Below are 16,682 nucleotides of genomic sequence, written 5' to 3'. Positions count from 1 at the left end.
GGGCCGCTCCTTACTTCCGGGCGGCGGTCTGCTCGACCGCGCGCACGATCTTGACGTAGCAGCCACAACGGCAGACGTTGCCGCTCATGTACTCCCGGATCTCCTCCGGCGAGTCGGTGTGGCCCTCCTGGATGCAGCCGACGCCGGACATGATCTGGCCCGGCGTGCAGTACCCGCACTGGAAGGCGTCCTCGTCGATGAACGCCTGCTGGAGCGGGTGGAGTCGGTCGCCCTCGGCCAGTCCCTCGATGGTGACGACCTCGGCGCCCTCCAGCCGAACGGCCAGCGTCAGGCAGGAGTTGACCCGCTGTCCGTCGACCAGCACCGTGCACGCGCCACAGGCCCCGGCGTTGCAGCCCTTCTTCGAGCCCGTCAGGTCCAGGTGCTCGCGCAACAGGTCCAGCAGCGAGGTGCGGTTGTCCACCGTCACGGTCCGGCGGGTGCCGTTGACCGTCAGAGAGACCCGGCTGGAGGGCGACGCCCCCGCGGCGGCGGCCTCCTCCGAGCCGGCGAGGAACGTCCCTCCGGCCACCACGGCACCGCCCACCACCACACCAGTGGCGATGACGGTACGCCGACTGGGCCCCGAGGAGGGCCCACCCGATTCGGTAGAGGGTGGAACAACGGATTCAGAGAGGTCAGCAGACATGCGTACGCCTTCGCATCACGGACGGATCAGTCGTGTACAGCAGCGGGAGACCAGGCACGAGATCGACGCCACCGCAGGAAACTGGGGGACCGCTCACCTCGACAGGGCGGCCGATCACGCCGGAAGTCTTGCACCACAGGAGTCACTCTTGGCAGGGAGAGTTTTGCCCCCCCCTTGCTTTTCCTTGATCGCCCCTTGGTTCTTTTGCCCACAAGTAAGCGCTGAGTGAGGGAGGGGGAACCGTCGGGGGTGCGGTAGGTCGCGGTCTCTCGAATTCACCACCCTGATCTCACGGTGCGCCGGGCCCCGATCGGCTTCCATGGCGTCGCTCGGGGTCTACACGTTCTGCGTGTCCACCGCGGGCGAAGTCCGGCGGTGCGACCGGGCGCGTAGCGGGACTCGTCGCCCAACACGTCGCGAATCGCCGGAAGTTCGAGATCCGGTGGCTGAGCGGCGCTGGCGGCCCGGGCCGCACGGAACATCCCGTCCGGACACCGATGACGATCCGGTAATTAAAAAGCAGGCGTGCTTGATTTATGTCTTCTCGGCTGCCACGCTCGCACCACACCGGTCGGCAGGCGATGACCAGCCGTACCGGATCAGCTTCCGCCTCACGGACACCGGTGTTCTCGGGAACGGGACGCGGAGAGGAAAGCCCATGCAACTCGCCACCACCCTTGAGTACGCCGAGAACAACCCCCGGAATGCCGTCGAGGAGGTCGTGCGGCTCGAGAAGGCCGGGCTCGACGCCGTCTGGGTGGCAGAGGCGTACGGCTTCGACTCGCCGACCACCATGGGCTACCTCGCCGCCCGCACCGAGCGCGTGCAAATCGGCTCCTACATCATCAACGTGTACTCGCGCACGCCCGCGCTGATCGCCCAGACCGCCGCCGGACTTGACGCCCTGTCCGGGGGGCGTGCCCTGCTCGGGCTCGGCGCGTCCGGCCCGCAGGTCGTCGAGGGCTGGCACGGCCGGCCCTACGACAAGCCGCTCGGCCGCACCCGCGAGACCGTCGAACTGTGCCGCCGCATCTGGCGACGCGAGGTGATCGAACACCATGGCATCGTCGACATGCCGCTGCCGCCCGAGAAGGGGGGCACCCTCGGCAAGCCCCTGAAGTTCCTCAACCACCCGGTGCGCAGCGAGATACCGATCCACGTCGCGGCGCTCGGCCCGGCCAACGTCCGGATGACCGCGGAGATCGCCGACGGCTGGCTGCCGCATCTCTTCATCCCCGAGAAGGCCGGACAGGTCTGGGGAAGCGCCCTCACCGAGGGACTGGCACTTCGGTCCGCGGAACGTGGGGATCTCCAGATCGTCGCGGGCAGCGTCCTCGCCGTCGGCAAGGACGCTGCAGCCGCCCGCGACCTGCTCCGTCCGATGATCGCCCTCTACCTCGGCGGCATGGGCGCCAAGGGCAAGAACTTCTACAACGACCTGGCCCGCGCCTACGGTTACGAGGAAGCCGCCGAGAAGATCCAGGACCTCTACCTGTCCGGAAAGAAGAAGGAGGCGGAGGCGGCCGTCCCCGACGAGCTGACCGAACTCGTGTCGCTGTGCGGCCCCGAGGGCTACGTACGCGAGCGCATCGAGGCGTTCCGCGCCGCCGGTGTAACCCAGTTGAACGTCCGGCTGGTCGACCCCGACCCCGCCCGCCTCGTGGAGAAGGTCAAGAGCTGGCTCTGACGGGCTGCTCGGTTCGAGCCTGCGCCCTCCACGTTCCTGGAAAGCATCCACAGGCCGCGAATTCACCTCGCGACCGCCGCGGTAGCGAGACTGCGCTCTGCTGTGACCCGGAACGGTTCAGCCGGTCATTTGGTCAGAGCCGAGCGAGGGATCGGGCCCGAAGTCGTCCACCTCCATCGTGGCGTGCCCGCCGGGTGGGCTGGTGAGTCTGCCCCGGACACGCACGGGGATGCCAGCATCGTGGCAGCGGACGGCCGTGTGGTAGGCGCTGTCGGGCAGGTCCATCCAGACGGTTCTGCTGCGTCGTTTGATCAGAGTCTGGACCCCTACCCGGCCGGTTTCGTCGTCCGGATGGCGGCTGAGGTCGGTGACGATGCCGTAGATCAGGTGCTGGCTGGTGTAGATACGGGTCTTCAACTGCGCGGACACCCGGTCGACGATGTCGATCGCCGCTTGGTTGAACTCCACCCGAGGAGGAGTGCCGGGTGGTGGCGCGGCCACGCGGGACCAGTTGAAGGAGACGTCGAGGGAGCCTACGGAGTCTGTGCCGACCACTTTGCTGAGAGCCTGGCACAGCTCGTACGAGACGCCTTCGCCGATGGAATCCGTGATCTCGCTGGGGGTGGGCTCCCGTTCGGCGCTCGCCATGTCTTCCAGCACTCCCAGGGCACGGGACATCGTGGCAGTGACGCGCCGGTCGAAGAGTGTTTCCTCCACCCCGACCTCGATGTGCTCCTGACCGGGGGAGTACACGTCCTCGGGGGAGCGCGCCTGGCTGATGATGGGGACGATGTACGACCCCCTACGGGTCTGCCCCAGCCGGACCTCCCGTGCCTGTTCCCGTGCCCGGGTGGGGAAGTTGCGGAAGTGCCCCTGCCGCCGGATGGTGGCCGCTGCGGAAGCGACACGCAGGCGCTTGGCGGAGATGAACAGTTCGTAGCCGGCTTCCAAGGGGATCGATCCGTCGCTGAGCGAGGGGTGGGACGCCTTGAGATCGGTCACGTCGTTGAAGACAGTGGCGACGGCGTCGTGAACGGTTCGCGCGTCCTGGGCCTCGATGCGTGCCAGATCCGCCAGAAGAATCTGGGTCCGTTTGGCGAAGTCCGGGGCTCCCGGCTTCATGGGGACCAGGACAACCTCGTCTGCCGGACCGGGCAGACTCCACAGTTCGGCGACGACGCCACCGGAAACCGGAGTCCAGCCAGTGACCTTGAGGTAGCTGCGGATCTCCTCAGGACCGAAGTCGGGCTCACTGTGCACCACCTCAGTCCACCTCCCGACCGCTGGCATTGGTCAGCCGACGCGCCGCGTCGAACATCGCGCCCATGGCCTTCACCGTGAGCGTCTGGTGCTCAGGGAGGCTGACGGCGGTGGTGACGCTGCCGTTGGCCTTGCCCCTGCCCTGTAACGAGGCCCAATAGCCATGACAGGCCAGGACGATCGACTCCGGCTGATGAGTCACCCACCGGCCGATGTCCGGGGGGACTATCAGCAAGGCGAGGTGGCCCGGGGCTGATCGCTCCGGGTCGCGCAGCTTGTCGTACGTCTCGACGTCGAGGTCGAAGCTGTAGCCGCCGCGAACGATGCGCGGGCTCTGCGTGCACTTGAGCTGGATGTCGACCATCAGGCCGTGCGAGCGCAGGGTGACATCGACGCCGTCCTTGTCGACGTTCCAGTCGCAGATCGTGTAACCGCCCTGAGTGGCAAGGACATGTACGTACGCGCGGCTGACTTGTTCCTTCTGCCAGCTCGTCGCCTCTGCGACCACGGGTCCCCCTCCCCTTGGCGTGATCGCGAGGATAAGCGGAGCGAGGCTCCGGGGGAATAGGGCCTCATGAACCGCGTACGCCGGGGAGTTCCACGTCCGAGCCTGAGGCTGTCGACAGCTCCGGCGTGGCCGCCCGTGAGGTGGGAAATCGCGCTGAACCATGTCCTGGCGGGCTAGCGGGGGTTGGGCGCGGCCTATAGGCCGGTGACGGGTTGCCCGGTGAGTGCTTGGGCGATCTGCCAGAGCTGGCCACCGCGTGACGCCTTCACGAGGACGACGTCGCCGGGGCGGAGGATGGAGGCCAGGTAGGCGGCGGCGGTGACGTTGTCGCCGACCATCGCGATGTCCGGTACGCCTGCCGCGCCCGCTGCGAGGGCGAGTTGCTTGGCGAGTGTGTCGCCGACCGCCACGATGAGATCGACGCCGTTCTCGGCTGCCATGCGCCCGACCTCGCGGTGGGCTTCCACGGCTTCGTCGCCAAGCTCCAGCATCTCTCCGAGTACGGCGATCCTCCGGCCGCCTGGGGCCTCGGCTGTGTCGCCGTCTGCCTCCGGCATCAGGACTCTCCGTTGTTCAGGGGCGCGAAGATGATCGCGCGGCCGGTGTAGGAAGGGGACAGGCGGCTCAGGGGGATTCGCTCGTGCACCTGCCCCCAGGCCGATGGGTCCCGGATGAAGATGGCGGGGTCGGGGCCGTCCTCGTAGCCGCGAAGGATGACGAGGTGGCCTCCCGAACGGCCGTCGTCGGGGAACTGCTCGGTGACGGACACGATGACGGGTGCGGCATCGAGGCGGGCGAGTAGTTCTTCGACCGGCACGGGCTCGGCGGTCGCTGGGACGCCGAGGTCGGTAGCCAGGCTCGCGATCCCCGCGTGGAGTGCTCCACGCGGGGTCAGTACCTCGTTCTTGACCGCGAGTTTCAGTAGTTCTGTGACCGTGGGTGCCTGGCGCCTGTAGGCGAGCAGGATCATCCTCAGTGACGCCAGGCCGCACGCCCGGTTGGACCATTCCATCCTGTCCCCGAGTGCCCATCCTCCGTGCAGATCCCATTCGGCGGGGGCGATGAGCTGTCGGCACATGGGGACATCGTGGACGCGCGACACAGTGGGCGGGCTCCTACGGTGAGACGGCAGCCTCCCGGGTCAGTGTGGTGCCGGCGAACGCGGGAGTGGGCAGGGGAACATCGTAGGGCGGGCGGGCCAACGCCTCGTGCAGCATCGCCACTACGATATCCGTGTGCGTGAGTCCGACCATCGCGGCGCCCACCACGAAGTTGCTGTCACGGGACATGCCCGGCGTGCTGTTGACCTCCAGTACGTACGGCCGTCCGTTCTCGGCGAGGATGAAGTCAACGCGCGCCGAACCACGTAGCCCGAGCCGGTCCCACAGCGTCGTGGCGTACGCGGTGACCTTGGCCAGTATCTCGGGCGGCAGCTCGGCGGCCCGTACGGCCACGGTGCCCCTGGAATCCACGTCGAGCTTCGTGTCGGCATCGTAGAACTCCGCCTCGGTGGCTTCGGTGACGAGCGGGGGCAGCACGACGACCGCCCCTCCGGGCAGCTCCAGCAACCCGACGGTCAGGGGTACGCCGGTCAGGTAGTCCTCGACCAACACGTCTACGCCCACCTCGCCGGCCGCGTCCGCCAACGCCCTGGGAAGGTCGGCCTTTTCACGGACCAGACTCATGCCGACACTGGATCCGCCGAAGGGCGGCTTGACCATCGCTGCCCGACCGTTCCAGTCCATCGGGCCTCCGGACCAGACCCACCATCCGGGCGTGGGGACGCCGAGGCTCAGCATCACCCGCTTGCAGAGGATCTTGTCGGCGGCCACCGCGGACGCTGCGACTCCGCTGCCGCAGTAGGGCACGCGCAGGTAGTCGAGCAGTCCCTGTAGCCTCCCGTCCTCTCCGTACGGCCCGTGCAGGTTCGAGAGAGCCACGTCGTACCCGGCCAACTCCATGATGAAGTCCGGCTCGCACGGGTTCAGCACTTTCCAACGGGCTCCGATGTCGTCCAGGGCCCCGGACAGGGCGGTCACGGAACGCTGGTCCACGGGGCACTTCGAGTGGTAGAGCCGGTCCTCCGCTGACACCGGCCCGTAGACGAGGGCGACACCGAGCCCCGCTCGGTCGCGCTGCCAGTCACGAAGCTTCTGGGCGGCCTCTCGCACCGCGAGGCCGGAGCTGGAGTCGAGGAACACAGTCATGCGAGGACCCCTTCGAAGGTGTGGGTGACCGGCCCGCCGACCCAGTGGGTCCGCTTCGGCCGGTTGGGATGCGGCCGAACCGTGAGTGGCTCCCCGGCGCGGTTGTGGACGGTGACGGTGCGCGGCGACACGAGGCCGCGCAGGGTGGCGATCACGACGGCCGCGACGGCTCCGCTCCCGCACGAGAGGGTTTCCGCCTCGACGCCGCGCTCGTAGGTGCGGATCTTCAGCGCCTGGCGGCCGGCGGCCTGTACGAAGTTGACGTTCGTCCCCAGCGGGGCCAGGTCCGGGTGGTGGCGGATGAGGCGTCCGACGAGTACCGCGTCGATGGCGTCCACGTCGTCTACGAGGGCGACGACGTGTTCGGTGCCGGTGTGGGCGCTGTCGAACCAGGTCGGCTTGCCGTTGATGACGGTCTGAACTCGCCGGGGATGGACCGCGCCGACTTCGGCCGTGACCCACACGGAGTCGTCGCTCACGATCGCCTCGTGCGTCACCCCCGCCATGCGGAGACTCATCTCGCGGAAGCCGTGGTCGTGGTGCGCGGCCCAGGCGGTACACCGAAGTGCGTTGCCGCACATCGTCGCGACTGAGCCGTCGGCGTTGAAGCAGCCGACTTCGAGGACGACCGGGCTGGTGCTGATCAGGCTGCTGATGACAAGGCCGTCCGCGCCTACGCCGGTTCGTCTGGCACAGAGGCGTTCCGCCTCCTTCGACCAGTCCTTCTCGCCGTCCGGTGCGGAGTCGGTTAACAGGACGAAGTCGTTCCCCGCTCCGTGAATCTTGCGGAAGCGCATGCAAAAGCTCCTCGCTGGGCTGAGGTGACAGTTCTCGCGATGACTGAACTGGGCTTGGGATCAGAGAAGTTCGATCGGCCGATACGTCGTCGTCGGCTTGTTCATGACCCACGGGGAGCGCTCGTCGAAGATCAGCACGCGGTGCCCCGCAGTGCCGGCGGACCTCATGTCGCGGACCCGCAGGTACAACCCGTCGAGGCACACGAAGTCGCCTATGTGGACGTCGCTTGGCTGCCTGTGACCGGGCATGGTGCCGAGGGGCGGAGGGGGTGTAGGAGTCGGGTCGGTGGTGCGGCGCTCGTACATTCAGCCTCTCCGGATGGCCAGGAGGATCGAGCCGCCGAGTGCGAAGAGGCTTGTGATGTAGGCGAGTTGTTGGTTCCGGGGGCTCATTGGGCGCCGACCAGGTGGCAGCGAAGGCGGTTGCGGACTGACGGGACGCCGATTTCTCCGAGGGGCATCCAGGCCGCCGCGCCCGTTTCGATCACCAAGGGGGCGACGGCGCCGGAATGGGCCCGGAAGAGGTATCGGAAGCCGATCCGGAGGCGGGGACCGTACCTGTGTTGCCCGGCTCGGGTCACGTCGATCAGGAAGGGGACCTCGCTGTCGGGCTCCGTCCATACTTCGCGAATGCCGACCGACTCGGCCAGCAGACGCAGGGCAGCCCCGCTGAGCGAGTCGTCCTGTGCCTCCGGCTCCGCTTCGGCAAGGGCGAAGGATCCTTCGTGTCGGAGGGACAGGACTCGATTGCGTTCATCGACGACGACCGCGCCCGTTGTCACGAGGGGGCAGCGCCGGCTGTGGGTGCAGGTCCCGCGCTGTGCGTGGTCGCGGGCGGCGTCGTACACCGGCGTCAGCGCCATCTTCTCGTCAGGGTGCTCGTGGATGTAGTGGGACAGCTCCCGGATGATCTGGTCCTCCCTGACGCTCACGGGGCACCGAGTCCGTGGCGTTGGGCATAGATCCACAGGAGCCTTCGGGTGATGTCGGCGGCGTCCCGGAGGTAGATGAAGGCGCCGAACGACGGGGTCTCCGCGGTCGGACGGTTCTGCAGGTCGAGGAGCCGGTACCCCGTGCGGAACAGCTCCCGCACGTCCTCGTCCTCGTCTGCCCCCAGATCCTCGCCGAGGAGAAGGTTGAGGTGCCCGATGATCTCTGGCAGGGACCCGTCCATGTCTTTGCGGGTCGAGGTGGCCATCTGCATGGAGAGCACTGCATCGGTGCTCTCGGAGATCGTCTCGACGTCGACCGGGAGAACTTCGGTCCCAGCGCTGTCGGTTGCTCTCGATGCCTTGCCACTACTTGCCACAGTGATCACCGCTTCGCCCCTTCAGCGTACGAATTCCAGCCGTGCCGGTAACGCTAAGAAGGGCGGTGGGTGAGGCTCTACGAGTGTGCCGGAACTTGCCTGGCATTCACCCCAGGGATTCGATCGCTGCCGTGATGAGTTCGCGTGCAGCCGGGCCGTAGACGGCAAGTTCGGCCAGATCCGTGAACGTCTGGGCATACATGGCAAGTTCGTGCTTCTGCGTCACGGCGAGGTGAGCCGAGACGAGTTCGACATGGACCGTGTGGTCGTCGTACAGGAAGAAGCCCTCGACGGGCCAGAGGCTGGAACGGTCGGCGTCCTCGGGAATGATGCCGATGCTCACCGAGGGGAGCGCCATAACGCTGAGCAGGTAGCCGAGTTGACCGGCCATCACCTCGGTGCTGCCTATGCGCTTTCGGAGCGCTCCCTCTTCCAGAAGGATGGCGAACGTGTGGTTGCCGTACACGATCTGCTGCTTCTCCACGCGCACTCTGACGGCCGCCGGCACGTCGTCGATGAGGCCGCGACGGTTGCGAATGGAGGTGAGCAGCGCGGTGATGTACGAGCCCGTCTGCACGGGGCCGGGAATCAGCCACGGCGAGTAGATGCGGAAGCGCTGAGTGCGTTCCCAGAGGGGGAGGACGGACTCCTGGGCCTGCTTCAGGCCGGTGCGCTCCATCCGGCGCCACTCGACATACATGCCCTCGATGCCACGGGCCGTCGAGACGAGATCCTCGGCCGCGCTCTGTGCGCCGCAAGCGGCAGCCCACGCACGAAGGTCACGCTCCGAGGGCGGACGCGTGCCGCTCTCGAAACGCGAACACTTCGACTCGTGCCAGCCGAGACTGGTGGCCAACGCTCGCTTGGTGAGACCGGCTTCGAGCCGGATTTCGCTCAGGCGTTTACCCAGGGCCCTGCGGGCTTCCTGAACGCTCGAAGATGGCGATGTCATGTCGCTGCAAGGTGCCGTTCGAGCTGTCAGGCCGACTGGAACTCTGCGTGGGGTGTTGCCCGCGTCCACACGGCTTCGAAGGCCGACTCGCAGAGCTTCGCGACCTCAGGGTCTTCGGTGAGTTCCATCTCCATGTTCTCGCCGTCGCCGTCGAAGTGGTTGACGAGGACGAGGTTGGAGTCGAAAAGCCAGAAGTCGTTGCCCGGAAGCGTGAGGCCCGTTGCGCGGCGCCGAGAGAGCCAGCGCACGTCTTCGCCGGCCGCGATGTTCAGGCCGTCCGTCACGTCGTACTCGAAGCGGATGTACTCGCTGACGGGCGTCGAGACGACCCGGGCCCGGCGGACCTCGACGCCTCGCGAGGTAGCCTCCGTGACGATGCTGTGCCAGTCGCCCCAGCGCTCGGCCGGGTCGAGTGTCATGCCGGCCTTCCAGTCGACGAAGGCCGGGTCCGACTTCATGTAGGCGTCGCGCAGCTCCAGATGGACGGCCGTCCGCTGGCAGTCGCGGAACAGTTCCTCAAACGTCGGGGTCTTCATCGGCCTTCTTCACCTCCAGGAAGAACTGCACCATGCGCCGGGGGATCTCCACCACCGACTCGTGGCCGGGGATGTCCATCTGCCCGAGGCGCTCGATGTCCTCCACCTTCAGCCCCTGAACGAGGTAGCTGTCCTTCTCCTCGTCGAGGTAGATGGTGGGGGAGCCGCCACTGGGACTCTCCGGGTCCTTACCGAGCTTACGCAGGGCCATGATGTCCTCCTCGGATGCCGGTAACGATCTCTGTGCCAGAGCTTGCCCGCGACGGTGCCGTGAAACGAGGAACTTGCCGAAACTTGCCAGGAGTACGGGAGTTGACCTTACGCGGCCGGGGCAGAGCGACGAGCGGTACGCCAGCCGGGGCACCCTGGGATGGCCGGATTTGATAGCTGTCCGCCCCTCCTCGCTGGGAATCTTTGGTCGATGTAAGGGCGCGCGGGTCCCTTCGACGATTCACCAGTTCGCCGACGGCAGACAGGGGAGATCCGGAAACTACTGGTGCTCCGCGGACGGGCATGTCAACGTGGACGACCTTATGAAACCGCAGGTCAAAGACCGTCAGTAACCCATCTCGACCGCACGGAGGCGCCCCTGCACCCGCACCACTCCAGCGATCCTTCCCGTCCCGACCTGCCGGACCCCGTGTACTGGGTCACCCCGCGTCACCTCGCCGGTGACGACGAAGTTCTCGCCGAGCGGATCGGCGACACCCTGGCCGGCCTCGGCTGGCGCTTGTGGCCCACCTCGCGCCACACCCTGCTGTACGTGAGCCCGGACGGGCTGCGCGGCGCCGAGTGGATCCTCGCGGCCTACCCGTTCGAGCTGGGCGGACTGTCCGTTGCCTGGCAGCTGAGTGCCCGCCCGCGTGCCACGTCCGTGATGACGGAGTGGAACGCGTACTTCACCGCCGGCGTTCCGTACGAGGCGCTCGCCGATCTCCTCTTGGCGATCGACGCCCGTGAGGCACCCGACGCGGGCTTCGATGGGCCTGAGACGGTCATCAACGCGCTCAGTGCCCAGGGCTGGATCCGCGACGTGGACCGTCCACGCACCACCGCCACGGACCCCGGATTGTCCTCCAGTGTCTCCCTGGAGATGCTGCCGCCGCTCATTGAGGACGCCGACCCGCGCCCTGACCTGGTGGGCTGGCAGGCGTGGGCGGAGCCCGTGCTCGGCGCCTCATACCTGTGGTGCGCGAGCTTCAGCGCCAGCGTTCCGAACGACTTGGTGGCCGTGTTCGCGTCATCGCTTGCCTCACCGGTCCCGGTGCCCCGCCGCACCGTGCCCAAGAACGCCGAGGGCCGGCTCACCATCGTCCGCCGCAGCTGACGACCCGCGCCCTGACAGAGCCGCAGGCGTGATGGCGCCGGCCAAGGAGCAGGTCGCTCACTCACCTCCCTTACTCACCGGTGCCCCCCTGCCTATCCTCGGCGGAGGGGCACCGGCGTATGTGCTGCATCACCGCGTCTTGCGGGGTTGGTTGTCTCGGCTCGGGGCGGGCGAGACAGCGCGCCGGCTGCCCTTGGCCGAAGCGGGGGTGTGGTCGGGCATCGTGGTGGCGTCGGCGGGCAGGTCGGCGAGGCGGCGCAGCCGCCACACCAGCACGTCGCTGATCGAACCGGCGGTGCCCAACTCCCGCCGTCCGGCAGCCTCCGTCAGCAGTGCGGCCGGGTCGTGTCCGGCGCTCTCGGTATCGGCCAGGGTGGCCGCCAGGGCGTGCCAGCCTGGCTCGGCCAGGATTTGTTCGGCCAGCTCCGGCACGGCCGCCCGAAGATGGGCGGCCTGCTTTTGGCGCAGGGGCTGGGACAGGCGCTGACCCCGCTGGTACAGCAGGCCCAACGGGACGTCGGCCGCGGCTTGGTAGGCGGTGCGCAGGTGTTCGGCGGCCTCGTGGGCGGCGACGGCCTGCTGGGCATGGCCCTTCTTTGCATGCCAGTGGGCGGCGGCGGTGACGAGGAAGAACACCATGTCGATCGCCATCGCGGTGGTGGCGCCGTCTTCCCCGCGGCCGAGCGCCGGCCCGCTGTAGACAAGATCGCGGGCGGCCTGGCGCAGGGCCCGGTCGTGCCCGTGCTCGGCCTTGATGTGGGAGCGGGTGGCCCGCTCGAACACGAAGGCCGCCTCGCGCAGTTCGGTGCGGGTATGGGCGGCGGAGGTCTTGGCGAGTGCGTCCAGGACCTCTCCGGCGGCGGCAATGTGTGCGGCCACCTGGGCGTCGTCGCCGTTGTCGATGATCAGCAGTGTTCGCCACGTTGCGGTGGCAGTACTGCGCCGCGCGGCGGCCGGACCGGGAGATCGGGAGGAGGGCGCGTTTTCGCTTCGGCTGGAGGGAGCGCTGCCACCGGAGAAGCGTTTGCGGATGCGGGGCAGGGACAGGTCGGGGGCGAGGGTGGAGCCGGCGTAGAACACGGGCTCCTTCTCGCCGTTGCGGTTGTCCGGGAGGGCGACCTTGTAGCCGAGCAGGTCGCCGGAGGGTGCGACGCGCTTGCGGATCAGCAGGCCGGCGGCGGCCAGCCGGTCGAAGAACTCCTCCTCGCTCATGGCTCCCGCCACTGCCCGCCGTACGGTCTCGCGCAGTTCCTCACGTGCCGCCTGCTCCCTGCCCTCGCGCTGGGCCTTGTGGCGTTCGGCGCTGGTGGGGGGCTTGGCGGCGGTGCCGTCCCCGGGCGGGACGCGGCGTAGCCCGTAGTCGACTTCGATGCGGCGGCATTCGGCCTGGGCGCGGCGGGCCTCGTTGTGGCGGCGGGGCCGGCGGCCGTCGTCGCGGACGAGGGTGGCGATGATGTGGATGTGGTCGTCGGCATGGCGGACGGCTGCCCACCGGCAGGCTTGCTCGTCGCCGTCGGGGGCGATGCCGGTGGCGGCGACCATACGGCGGGCGATGGCCGCCCAGTCCTCGTCGGACAGGATCGGGTCCTCGGGGGCGGCCCGCACCGACAGGTGCCACACGTGCTTCTCGGGACGCTTGCTGGCGGCCAGGGCGTTGACGGGCTGGTCGAGCAGATGCTCAAGCTGCTCATAGGTGGCCTTCGGGTCGCGGCCGGGATCGGGGGTGAGCGGGTCGAAGGCAGCGACCAGGTGTGGGTCGATGTGCACCTCGTCGGTGCCGGGGCCGTAGAGGTATTTGATGAGGCCGATGGTCTCGCTGCCGCGCTTGTGGATGCTGGGGATCACGCCGGGGCACCGCCGTCGCGGTGGGCGAGCAGGGCATCGGCGGCGGCCTCCATACGGCGGGCGGCGCTGCGGACGGCCTCGGCCGAGGCATCCAGGTGGGGTGCGTCGGCGCCGGAGTTGAGGGCCTTGGCGACCTGGTTGAACAGGCCGTGCATGCGGCCCAGGTGGCGGCGGGCTGCGAACAGCTCGTCGATGACCTCGCGTTCGGTGGCGATCTCGGCGGCGGTGCGGTTCAGATCACGGGCGGCCTTGTCGACGGCGTAGGAGAGGAAAGCGGCGTTGGACATCTCGCAGTGGGCAGCGGCGTCAGTGAAACGCTTGAACTCGGCGTCGTTCATACGGCAACTGGGCTGGTGCAGACGCTTGCGCGACTTCGGCTGACGCGGGCGCTGACGTCTCTTCGACAAGGACTCGGCCTGCCGGTGTTCTCCTGGCTGCGGTCCGCCCTCGGTCGCTGCCTGACGGTCCGGTGCCCCCTGGCGCCGGACTGTTCCCGTCACCCCTGGGGCGGGAAACCCGGGAGCATTGCTCCCGGTACAACTTGCTGTGCCTGAGGCTGGCGTTGTCGTCGTCTCCTGTCGGGTGGCGCGGTATTCATGGTGTCGGTCGTGCATGTGTGGTTCTCCGGGGTGTGGCGGTCGGGGGATCTGAGCTGCCGGGGTACCGACTGGTGGCGGATGGCGCAGCGGTTGGAGCAACGTGCCTGTTGCGGGAAGCGATCTGGGACGGGCTGTTGAGGTAGGGCTGTTGAGCCGAGAGCCGTGATTGAAGGAAGAGCGGCGGGGACCGGTCCTCGGAGCGCGGGGGTGCGCGGTCCCCAGACGGTTCGGGGCTGCGATGCGACGTTCGTCGGGGACGGTCCCTGTGACACGTCGTCAGGGGGACCGTCCCGTCCTGTTGCACTCCGGGGACCGGTCCCCAACCGCATGGGCTGATGCGGGGTCGGTCCCCGTCGTCGGGGACGCACTGGGGACCGACCTGATAGCCCGCCTGAGCTGCAGTTTCCGAGGGACCGGTCCTGAGTCGGTCCCCAGCTAGGTGTGGTCACGGTCCCCGATCCGACGCGCCGCGTTTTCCGCACACGACGGTCCCCACCAAGAGGTGACCGTGATCGCGGGAGCCGCCGGGGACCGAAGTTTGGTCCCCGAACTGTGCAGGCTCGGTCCCCGAGACGCGGTCCCCAAGGTGCTCATCGGGATGTCCCCGTCGATCGGGTACGACGATCCGGGACCGACGGTCGTAGGACTACGAAGCTGCGGCGAGGTCGATGCGCGACGGGTGGGGAGTCGCACGTACCGCGTTGCCCTTGGCGGTGCCGTCCGGGCTTGCCCGCCGTTGTCGGCACGGGGTGCCCGCGGGCGCGTGGCACCACTCGCACCGGACACCGAGCGCGTCGGGGACACCTCTGGCGACGGCGGCCTCCCGCGCGGCGTGCGCCGGACGGTAGCGGGTCAGCTCGGCGCGGACAGCCGGCGGGATGCATGACCCGATCGCGCGCAGGCGCTCCTCGATGTCGCGAGGTGAGCCCTCGCCGGTGATCTGCCGGTGCGTGGAAGGCGCGGCCACACCGGCCGCGACGGCGTTCCGGGCGCGGAGCAACTCGGCTCGCCAGGCGGCAGGATCGTCCGGGTCGGCAGCCGGTATGGGGTCGGTATGCCGGTCGAGGCGGTCGCGCCGATGGGCCCGCCATCTGCGGGCGACGTCCACGGGCAGGATCGGGTACGGGGAGTCGAGGACGTGGGCCCGTATTGCCTCGCGGATGTCCCAGCCGTGGTTCGTGGCGAAGGGCACGTCGTTGAGCAACTCCTGCCACTGGGCGATCTGGTCACGGGCTTCGCCCGTGCCGGTGCGGATGGTGCGGGGGTCGAGGCGGCCGGTGTAGGCGAGGACAGCGGCGACTTCGCGTGAGTCCAAGGGCGGGTTACTCCGTTCCGGTCGGTTCGTCGAGAGCGGCGAGCAGGGCGGCCATGTGCTGCTCGGAGCGCGTCATGCCGGAGGGCTTGGTGGGCGTGCTTCCGGGCACGGCATACAGGTTCGGGCGGCCTGGGGCGGGCGTGTGTTCCCGGGCGATCCACGCGCGCCAGTCGGCGGCCCATGCGGCGGCGGTGCGGGGAGCCCATGGAGCCCGGTAGGTGCGCCACTTCTCGTCGGCCGATCGGACGGCGTCCGCGCCGAGGCGGTCGAGATGGCCGTGGCGCTGCAACCAGGCCCGGGCACCGTCGTCGATCTGCCACTGGTCGACGGAGATGAGTGGGGCAGAGCTGCTGCTGCTCTTACCGTTCACCTTCGGTTCTCTACCGTTCTGGGGGTCGGAATCCGTGCCCCCGACGGGTCGGATTCCGTACCCTCCGGGGGTCGGATTCTGTTCCCCGGGGTCGAATTCCGGCCCCTCTTCGAATGGGTTGGCAGGGTCGGATTCCGACCCCTCAAGGGTCGGATTCTGATCCCCCTCGACGGCCTGTTCGGCGAGGAACCGGGCAGCGCCTGGAAGGTGGTAGTACGTCTCTCCTCGGGGCCCCTTGCGGCCAACGAGCTGCACCAGCTCCCCGTCGGCGATCAGCTTGGCCAGGGCGTCGCGTACGGCGGTACGGGAGGCGTTCGCTCGCTTCATCAGGGTGGGCACGGAGGCGTATGCGACGCAGCTCCGGTCGCGGCAGCGGTCGGAGATCAGCGCGAGCACCATGCGGGCGGTGCCCTTGCTTCGGCTGTGGTCCCACACCCACTCGCGGGCGTCGAGGCTCATGGGTCGGCGGCTCCTGGGTCAGGATGGACAGGTGGATGTGCGCGCCCTTGCCGGGCGGTGCGCAGAGAGAGGGCGGCATAGCTCCCGGCCCGAGGGGGCCTGCGAGGGCTGGTGGCTTTGCCTGGCCAAGACAGCCACATCAACGCCGCAGAAGTCCAGCGTTCCGCCGAGAAGTCAGACAGCTGACGGCGAACGCATGCTCCGGAGAATTCCCTAAATGATAATCCCAGACTGCCGGTTGCCGAAATTGGTTGCCCACGGGGTCGAGCCAGAAGGATCACATCGCGAAGCCGTTGACCTCAGTCGGGGCGCAAGCTACAACACAACACCCCATGTCAGAGCACCTGTCCGAAGGATGTGGCCACCAACCGTCGACCGACCGGAACCCAACCCGGCGGCAACTCCCCTTGCCCGACCGGGCGCAACATAGCCGACGATCCCCGGTTTCCCAAACCGGGGAATGCGAGTTACCAATGGGAGCTATGGCAGCACGATCCCTGGAAATAGGTCCGGCCGGAATACGGACCGCCCGCACCCTCGAAATCCTCCGTACCGAACGCGGTCTCGCTCAACGTGAGCTGGCCGCCCGCGTCACCGCCCTCGGCCGACCGATGTCCAACACGATGCTGTCCCGCATCGAACGCGCCCAACGCCGCTGCGACATCGACGACCTCGTCGCCCTCGCCCAGGCCCTCCGAGTCTCACCCCTGGCCCTCCTCCAGGGAGCCACGCCGCCTAGGCCGTGTTTTGGAACTGAGTCCCTGGCCATGCTTCATGCCGTGATGATCTAGGTGTGGGGCGTGGGGATCTTTCGGATGGGCAGTGGTCGGTGCTGGAGCCGTTGTTGCCGGTCGTGGGGCTG

20 protein-coding genes are annotated in these 16,682 nt (G+C 68.3%); 3 read left to right on the top strand and 17 right to left on the bottom strand.

What is annotated here, in order from left to right:
• Positions 1-10 precede the first annotated feature (10 nt).
• On the bottom strand, positions 11-649 hold the full coding sequence (locus CW359_RS32625) for a (2Fe-2S)-binding protein (RefSeq protein WP_105973810.1): 639 nt from the start codon (positions 647-649) through the stop codon (positions 11-13).
• 658 nt (positions 650-1,307) lie between these two features.
• Between CW359_RS32625 and CW359_RS32620 the strand changes: the two genes are divergently transcribed.
• On the top strand, positions 1,308-2,336 hold the full coding sequence (locus tag CW359_RS32620; protein ID WP_105973809.1) for an LLM class F420-dependent oxidoreductase: 1,029 nt from the start codon (positions 1,308-1,310) through the stop codon (positions 2,334-2,336).
• Positions 2,337-2,453: 117 nt separating this feature from the next.
• On the opposite strand, the gene CW359_RS32615 is transcribed toward CW359_RS32620, so the two are convergent.
• From CW359_RS32615 to CW359_RS32560, 12 genes are all read right to left on the bottom strand, one after another.
• Positions 2,454-3,599 carry a hypothetical protein gene (locus tag CW359_RS32615; protein WP_105973808.1) on the bottom strand — a complete coding sequence of 382 codons (1,146 nt, stop codon included), beginning with the start codon at positions 3,597-3,599 and terminating at the stop codon, positions 2,454-2,456.
• Position 3,600: 1 nt separating this feature from the next.
• Positions 3,601-4,104, bottom strand: coding sequence for a DUF4365 domain-containing protein (locus CW359_RS32610; protein WP_105973807.1), 504 nt, complete (start codon positions 4,102-4,104; stop codon positions 3,601-3,603).
• Positions 4,105-4,298: 194 nt separating this feature from the next.
• A complete protein-coding gene (locus tag CW359_RS32605) occupies positions 4,299-4,661 on the bottom strand; it encodes a glutamate ligase domain-containing protein (protein WP_198655479.1) in 363 nt (120 codons plus the stop codon).
• On the bottom strand, positions 4,661-5,182 hold the full coding sequence (locus CW359_RS32600) for a C39 family peptidase (RefSeq protein ID WP_105973806.1): 522 nt from the start codon (positions 5,180-5,182) through the stop codon (positions 4,661-4,663). The genes CW359_RS32605 and CW359_RS32600 overlap by 1 nt, the downstream gene beginning before the upstream one ends.
• Positions 5,183-5,219: 37 nt before the next feature.
• Positions 5,220-6,311 (bottom strand): D-alanine--D-alanine ligase family protein, encoded by a 1,092-nt coding sequence (locus CW359_RS32595; protein WP_105973805.1) that lies wholly within the window; start codon positions 6,309-6,311, stop codon positions 5,220-5,222.
• A complete protein-coding gene (gene dapF / locus CW359_RS32590; RefSeq protein WP_105973804.1) occupies positions 6,308-7,108 on the bottom strand; it encodes a diaminopimelate epimerase in 801 nt (266 codons plus the stop codon). Before dapF ends, CW359_RS32595 begins: the two co-directional genes overlap by 4 nt.
• A 60-nt stretch (positions 7,109-7,168) precedes the next feature.
• Positions 7,169-7,357: a hypothetical protein gene (locus CW359_RS32585; RefSeq protein WP_232838712.1), complete on the bottom strand. Its 189-nt coding sequence runs from the start codon at positions 7,355-7,357 to the stop codon at positions 7,169-7,171.
• Positions 7,358-7,497: 140 nt separating this feature from the next.
• Positions 7,498-8,040, bottom strand: coding sequence for an NUDIX hydrolase (locus tag CW359_RS32580; RefSeq protein ID WP_105973802.1), 543 nt, complete (start codon positions 8,038-8,040; stop codon positions 7,498-7,500).
• Entirely contained in the window at positions 8,037-8,426 is a 390-nt protein-coding gene (locus CW359_RS32575) for a hypothetical protein (protein WP_105973801.1), read from the bottom strand. Before CW359_RS32575 ends, CW359_RS32580 begins: the two co-directional genes overlap by 4 nt.
• A 97-nt stretch (positions 8,427-8,523) precedes the next feature.
• Positions 8,524-9,369, bottom strand: coding sequence for a helix-turn-helix domain-containing protein (locus CW359_RS32570; RefSeq protein ID WP_105973800.1), 846 nt, complete (start codon positions 9,367-9,369; stop codon positions 8,524-8,526).
• A gap of 26 nt (positions 9,370-9,395) precedes the next feature.
• Positions 9,396-9,905 carry a DUF6879 family protein gene (locus tag CW359_RS32565; protein ID WP_198655478.1) on the bottom strand — a complete coding sequence of 170 codons (510 nt, stop codon included), beginning with the start codon at positions 9,903-9,905 and terminating at the stop codon, positions 9,396-9,398.
• Positions 9,886-10,116 carry a hypothetical protein gene (locus CW359_RS32560; RefSeq protein WP_053744568.1) on the bottom strand — a complete coding sequence of 77 codons (231 nt, stop codon included), beginning with the start codon at positions 10,114-10,116 and terminating at the stop codon, positions 9,886-9,888. Before CW359_RS32560 ends, CW359_RS32565 begins: the two co-directional genes overlap by 20 nt.
• Positions 10,117-10,545: 429 nt before the next feature.
• Here CW359_RS32560 and CW359_RS32555 point away from each other — a divergent pair, with 429 nt between their 5' ends.
• Positions 10,546-11,232 carry an SPDY domain-containing protein gene (locus CW359_RS32555; protein WP_105973799.1) on the top strand — a complete coding sequence of 229 codons (687 nt, stop codon included), beginning with the start codon at positions 10,546-10,548 and terminating at the stop codon, positions 11,230-11,232.
• Between the two features lie 129 nt (positions 11,233-11,361).
• Here CW359_RS32555 and CW359_RS32550 read toward each other — a convergent pair whose 3' ends face one another.
• From CW359_RS32550 to CW359_RS32535, 4 genes are all read right to left on the bottom strand, one after another.
• A complete protein-coding gene (locus CW359_RS32550) occupies positions 11,362-13,077 on the bottom strand; it encodes a relaxase/mobilization nuclease domain-containing protein (RefSeq protein ID WP_105973798.1) in 1,716 nt (571 codons plus the stop codon).
• On the bottom strand, positions 13,074-13,415 hold the full coding sequence (locus CW359_RS32545) for a plasmid mobilization relaxosome protein MobC (RefSeq protein WP_105973797.1): 342 nt from the start codon (positions 13,413-13,415) through the stop codon (positions 13,074-13,076). The genes CW359_RS32550 and CW359_RS32545 overlap by 4 nt, the downstream gene beginning before the upstream one ends.
• A 907-nt stretch (positions 13,416-14,322) precedes the next feature.
• Positions 14,323-14,991, bottom strand: a complete 669-nt coding sequence (locus tag CW359_RS32540; protein WP_105973796.1) for a zinc finger domain-containing protein — start codon at positions 14,989-14,991, stop codon at positions 14,323-14,325.
• 7 nt (positions 14,992-14,998) lie between these two features.
• Positions 14,999-15,820, bottom strand: a complete 822-nt coding sequence (locus CW359_RS32535) for a helix-turn-helix domain-containing protein (protein ID WP_105973795.1) — start codon at positions 15,818-15,820, stop codon at positions 14,999-15,001.
• A gap of 482 nt (positions 15,821-16,302) precedes the next feature.
• On the opposite strand from CW359_RS32535, the gene CW359_RS32530 reads away from it, so the two are divergent.
• Positions 16,303-16,611: a helix-turn-helix domain-containing protein gene (locus CW359_RS32530; protein WP_232838711.1), complete on the top strand. Its 309-nt coding sequence runs from the start codon at positions 16,303-16,305 to the stop codon at positions 16,609-16,611.
• The last annotated feature ends 71 nt before the right edge of the window (positions 16,612-16,682 follow it).

This window comes from Streptomyces geranii (genome assembly GCF_002954775.1).
Classification (GTDB): domain Bacteria; phylum Actinomycetota; class Actinomycetes; order Streptomycetales; family Streptomycetaceae; genus Streptomyces; species Streptomyces geranii.
This window is presented reverse-complemented; position numbering and strand designations above follow the sequence as displayed.

What these genes read in the sequence shown, in the direction of transcription:
- CW359_RS32545 (WP_105973797.1), bottom strand. Translation starts at nt 13,415, where the DNA reads ATGAACGACGCCGAGTTCAAGCGTTTCACTGACGCCGCTGCCCACTGC.
- CW359_RS32605 (WP_198655479.1), bottom strand. Translation starts at nt 4,661, where the DNA reads ATGCCGGAGGCAGACGGCGACACAGCCGAGGCCCCAGGCGGCCGGAGG.
- CW359_RS32625 (WP_105973810.1), bottom strand. Translation starts at nt 649, where the DNA reads ATGTCTGCTGACCTCTCTGAATCCGTTGTTCCACCCTCTACCGAATCG.
- CW359_RS32595 (WP_105973805.1), bottom strand. Translation starts at nt 6,311, where the DNA reads ATGACTGTGTTCCTCGACTCCAGCTCCGGCCTCGCGGTGCGAGAGGCC.
- CW359_RS32600 (WP_105973806.1), bottom strand. Translation starts at nt 5,182, where the DNA reads ATGTGCCGACAGCTCATCGCCCCCGCCGAATGGGATCTGCACGGAGGA.
- CW359_RS32560 (WP_053744568.1), bottom strand. Translation starts at nt 10,116, where the DNA reads ATGGCCCTGCGTAAGCTCGGTAAGGACCCGGAGAGTCCCAGTGGCGGC.
- CW359_RS32585 (WP_232838712.1), bottom strand. Translation starts at nt 7,357, where the DNA reads ATGCCCGGTCACAGGCAGCCAAGCGACGTCCACATAGGCGACTTCGTG.
- CW359_RS32535 (WP_105973795.1), bottom strand. Translation starts at nt 15,820, where the DNA reads ATGAGCCTCGACGCCCGCGAGTGGGTGTGGGACCACAGCCGAAGCAAG.
- CW359_RS32620 (WP_105973809.1), top strand. Translation starts at nt 1,308, where the DNA reads ATGCAACTCGCCACCACCCTTGAGTACGCCGAGAACAACCCCCGGAAT.
- dapF (WP_105973804.1), bottom strand. Translation starts at nt 7,108, where the DNA reads ATGCGCTTCCGCAAGATTCACGGAGCGGGGAACGACTTCGTCCTGTTA.
- CW359_RS32530 (WP_232838711.1), top strand. Translation starts at nt 16,303, where the DNA reads ATGGCAGCACGATCCCTGGAAATAGGTCCGGCCGGAATACGGACCGCC.
- CW359_RS32565 (WP_198655478.1), bottom strand. Translation starts at nt 9,905, where the DNA reads ATGAAGACCCCGACGTTTGAGGAACTGTTCCGCGACTGCCAGCGGACG.
- CW359_RS32570 (WP_105973800.1), bottom strand. Translation starts at nt 9,369, where the DNA reads ATGACATCGCCATCTTCGAGCGTTCAGGAAGCCCGCAGGGCCCTGGGT.